At 73.5% G+C, this 3,915-nt stretch carries 7 protein-coding genes; 4 read left to right on the forward strand and 3 right to left on the reverse strand.

Annotated elements, in window-relative coordinates; genetic code table 11:
* A partial coding sequence (locus tag AC0CYZ_RS13335) for a hypothetical protein (protein WP_472216039.1) occupies positions 1-502 on the reverse strand: 502 nt, incomplete at its 3' end.
* An 86-nt stretch (positions 503-588) separates the two neighbouring features.
* Here AC0CYZ_RS13335 and AC0CYZ_RS13340 point away from each other — a divergent pair.
* Genes AC0CYZ_RS13340 through AC0CYZ_RS13350 form a run of 3 tightly spaced genes read left to right on the forward strand, consistent with a single transcriptional unit; the run spans position 589 to position 1,785 of the window.
* The gene (locus AC0CYZ_RS13340; RefSeq protein WP_472216040.1) at positions 589-1,074 is read left to right on the forward strand and encodes a DUF4262 domain-containing protein; all 486 of its coding nucleotides are present in this window, start codon (positions 589-591) and stop codon (positions 1,072-1,074) included.
* 28 nt (positions 1,075-1,102) lie between these two features.
* Entirely contained in the window at positions 1,103-1,387 is a 285-nt protein-coding gene (locus AC0CYZ_RS13345) for a type II toxin-antitoxin system Phd/YefM family antitoxin (RefSeq protein ID WP_472216042.1), read from the forward strand.
* Entirely contained in the window at positions 1,384-1,785 is a 402-nt protein-coding gene (locus AC0CYZ_RS13350) for a type II toxin-antitoxin system VapC family toxin (RefSeq protein ID WP_472216044.1), read from the forward strand. The genes AC0CYZ_RS13345 and AC0CYZ_RS13350 overlap by 4 nt, the downstream gene beginning before the upstream one ends.
* Before the next feature lie 54 nt (positions 1,786-1,839).
* On the opposite strand, the gene AC0CYZ_RS13355 is transcribed toward AC0CYZ_RS13350, so the two are convergent.
* Positions 1,840-2,556, reverse strand: coding sequence for a GNAT family N-acetyltransferase (locus tag AC0CYZ_RS13355; RefSeq protein WP_472216046.1), 717 nt, complete (start codon positions 2,554-2,556; stop codon positions 1,840-1,842).
* Positions 2,557-2,769: 213 nt separating this feature from the next.
* Here AC0CYZ_RS13355 and AC0CYZ_RS13360 point away from each other — a divergent pair, with 213 nt between their 5' ends.
* Positions 2,770-3,627, forward strand: a complete 858-nt coding sequence (locus AC0CYZ_RS13360) for an SCO6745 family protein (protein ID WP_472216048.1) — start codon at positions 2,770-2,772, stop codon at positions 3,625-3,627.
* An 84-nt stretch (positions 3,628-3,711) separates the two neighbouring features.
* Here the strand turns inward: AC0CYZ_RS13360 and AC0CYZ_RS13365 are convergent.
* Positions 3,712-3,915, reverse strand: a 204-nt coding sequence (locus AC0CYZ_RS13365) for an LmrA/YxaF family transcription factor (RefSeq protein WP_472216050.1), incomplete at its 5' end; no start/stop codon positions are given.

Raw genomic sequence — 3,915 nt, forward strand, 5'->3', positions numbered from 1 at the left:
CGACGCCGCCGAGGTGGACGGTCGCGTCGACGATGCGGTGCAGGTCGCGGGCGCCGTAGTACTCGGTGCGGTCGTGGCCGGCGCTGCCGACGGTCCGGACGCCGGGCAGGACCCGTCGCGCGATCGCGTCGATGGTGGCGATCCAGCGGGGCGAGGTGGCGAGCCGGGTGGGGACGGCGCGGAGCAGCCACCCCAGCGGAGTGCGGCGGCCGAGGCGGATCGTGGCGGTGAGATCACCCGCCTCGAGCTCGGCGTTCGCGGTCTCCACGTGCATCTCCACCGGCACGAGCCGGACCTCGTCGAAGGTGTAGGTGGTGGCGACGAAGTCGGCGACCTCCTGCGAGGGGGCGAGCAGGACGCGGTGCCCGTCGGCCTGCTCGAGCATGACGTCGGTGAACGCCCCGAGCGGCGAGGACGGCCAGTGACCGACGACGAGCCGCACCCCCGCCGCCGTCCCCAGCCCGCCGATCCACCCGTCGAACCGCTCCGGTGCCTGTCGCATCGCCCGAGAGTGTCGGGGGTCGGGCGCATGCTGCGCGCGTCGAGGACGAAGGCCTCGAACGGGACGCGGAGGACGACATGTGCTGGATGTGCGACGACCCCACGATGACCCCGGGCGAGGCGCTCGCCCGCACGGCGGAGATGGTCGAGCAGTACGGCTGGGCGGTCGAGTTCGTGGAGGGCGACCGGGTGCACCCGCCGTGGGCCTACACGGTCGGGCTGACGCTGCGGGGGCTGCCGGAGCTGGTCGTGACGGGGGTCGAGGCCCCGGAGGCGAGCGATCTGCTGAACGACTTCGCCGACGGCGTGGTGCACCACGGCGAGCGGCTCGCGGCGGGGCAGCGGCTGCGGTGCCCGCACGGCAGCGAGATGGAGGTGGTGGAGCTGCAGCACCCGGACGCGCACCTGCTGACCGCCGTCTCGCTGTTCCGGGGGGTGACGCTGCGGGCGCTGCAGATCGTGTGGTCCGACGACCACGGGCACTGGCCGTGGGAGGTGGGGTTCCGCACGAGACGGGGTCGGGGTCAGACGGTGCTCGGGCCGCGCTCGGTGGGACCGCCGCCGACGCGCTGAGTAGCACATCGTGTGCTACTTTCTCGTCGTGGAGCGCATCGGTGTTCGTGAGCTTCGGCAGCACGCGTCGCGGTACCTCGATCTCGTCAAGGCCGGCGAGACCGTGGAGGTGACGGAACGGGGCGAGCTCGTCGCTCTGCTGGTCCCCGTGCCACGCGGTGACACTGCGAGGGATCGACTCGTCGCGGCGGGAAAGCTGATCCCTGCATCGGCCCCGACGGGGCGCCTGAGGTCGTCGCATCCCGTCGTGCCCGAAGCTGGGGAGCCCACGAACGAGGAGCTGCTCGACGCCGAGCGCGAGGAACGCCCGTGATCTATCTGGACTCGTCCGCGTTGCTGAAGTTGGTGCGGGCCGAGGCGGAGACCGAGGCCCTTCAGGGGTGGCTGGCCGTGCACCACGAACAGCCCCTGGTCAGCAGTGAGGTGGGCCGCGTGGAGGTGCTGCGTGCCGCGCGGCGAGTCGGCCGACGGGTCCACGCGGAGGCCCGTGTCCTGGTCAACGACCTCGACCTGGTCCCCCTGGGGCGCGCCGTCCAGGACCTGGCGTCCGACATCGGCGATCCGGTGCTGCGCACCCCCGACGCACTGCATCTGGCCTCGGCCGTACTCCTGGCCGAGCACCTGACCGCCTTCGTCGCCTACGACCACCGACTGGCGGGCGCGGCGCAGGCCGAGGGACTGGTGGTCGCCGCCCCCGGCTCGCCACCCTGACGTGGACGAGTCGTCAGCGGGCGCGCGTCGTCTCCGGGGTCGGGAGGCCTGTGATCAGTGCCGACGGCGTACCAGCGCCCCGACCGGGACCATCAGCGTCTTGGTGATCTCGGTGGACAGTCGCAACCACCAGCGCAGCGGGCGCGGGACGACGAGGAAGTCGCCGGCGGCCGCGGAGCGCAGAACCCGGCGCACGGTTCCGCCGTCGACCTCCGGGCCGTCGTGCCCCGCAGTACTGATCTCCAGCACGGAGACCCCGCCACCGTGCTCTGCGTGGTCGACCTCCCCGACGTACTCGACGAGCCGGCGGATGCCCGTGTTGTCGGTGAGCACCTCGGCCGAGAACCGCTCGACGCCCTCCTCGGCGGCACGCCGCGCCAGGTCGTGGGCCAACGCCGTGCCCAGACCGCACTGCTGCCAGTCGTCGGCCACGGTGATGGCCATCTCGGCGACGGCACCGTCGTCGCCGTCGCGGACCCAGCGGGCTTCGCCGATGACCGTGCCGCCGTCGTCGTCCCCGGCGTCGGCGACCGCGACGAGCGCCTCGTGGTCGCGGTGGTCGACCTCGGCCAGACGACGCAGGGCCTGCGACGACACCGCAGGCTTGCCGCCGAGGAATCGCTGGTAGCGGGAGCTGCTGCTCAGCTCCTCGAACATGGCGCCCAGGCCGGCCTGGTCGTCGGGACGCAGGCTGCGCACGAGTACCTCGTCACCGGAGCGGAGCCGGACGTGGTGGTGCACCGTCGGCGCCTCGCGGTGGTCGGCGGACATGCGTTCAGGGAACCGGGCTCCTGCTCGCCTGCCAACCGCCTCCCGGTCGATGCGGGTGGACCCGTCGAAATCCTGAGACGAGCGGTACCGCGGGGCCCTCGTCGTCCGTCGGATTATGACGGTCGGCGCTCGCTATGACGCATGTCATAGCCACGGACCGTCGGTCCGCCCCTCACTATGACGCTCGTCATGTCCGGTGGAGAGGAGTCGTGGATGACCGAGGCACCCCGACGCATGTGGCAGCTGTTCGAGCCGCTGCACGCGGTCACCTACTTCACCCCGGAGGCGCGCGCGGCGTCGGACGCCCTGGGCCTGCGGGGGTTCTGGATGGGCTACGCCGCGCAGCGGGTCGCGCCCCTGGGTCCCGTGGGGGCGGAGATCGCGACCGCGGCGTTCTTCGGGTTCCATCCCTCGCGGATCGCCCGCGCTCTCCCGGATGCGTGGCGGTACACGACGCCGGGGGACGCGCTCGACGCCCGTCTGTCGGGAGTGGACGGGGCCCTGCGGCGGATGTGGGGCGAGGAGGTGCTGAGGTCGCGGGAGCTGGTGGAGGCGGCCGAGCTCGCGTGGCGCGCAGCGGCCGGCGCCGACTGCGCGGGTCGCGTGCTCGCGGCGGCCAACCAGGCACTGCCGCGCCCGGGACGCGCGCACCTGGCGTTGTGGCAGGCGTGTACGACGTTGCGGGAACACCGCGGCGACGGGCACGTCGCCGTGCTGGTCGCGCGCGGGCTCACCCCGGTGCAGGCGCACCTGATCAAGGCAGGCGCGGGTGAGGCCGAGGCGGAGGTGCTCCAGGAGGCCCGGCGGTTCGACGACGAGTCCTGGCAGGGCGGCCTCGCCGAGTTGCGGGAGGCCGGGCTGATCGACGCCGATCATCGCCTGACCGTCGCGGGGCGCGGTCTCCACGCCGACGTCGAGCGCGCCACCGACGCGGCCGCGGCCTCGCCGTGGCGGCACCTCGGCGGCGCCACCGACGCCCTGGCCACCCTGCTGGCGCCGCTCGCGGCCGGCGTGGTGGCCACGACGTTGCCGGTCCCGAACGCGATCGGTCTCCTCCCGGACGCGACATGACGCCCGTCGGCTTCCTCGGCCGGGCCCGATGGGCTCCAGCACGGCGACGGTGCTGGGTGCCGGCGAGGCCGCGGTCGTCCTTGCTCAGGAGGTGCTGAGCAGGAGGTCGATCTCGGTGGCGACCGCGTCGAGGGGCTCCATGTCGTGGCGCGCCCGCGACATGATCAGGGCGCCTTCCACCGCGCTGATCACGAGCAGGGCGACCCGCGACGCCCGGGCCTGCTCCATGCCGCCCCGTGCGAGGGCGCGCTCGAGCGGCCCGGTCCACCGTCGGAAGGCGTGCGCCGT

The organism is Actinomycetospora sp., assembly GCF_055612215.1.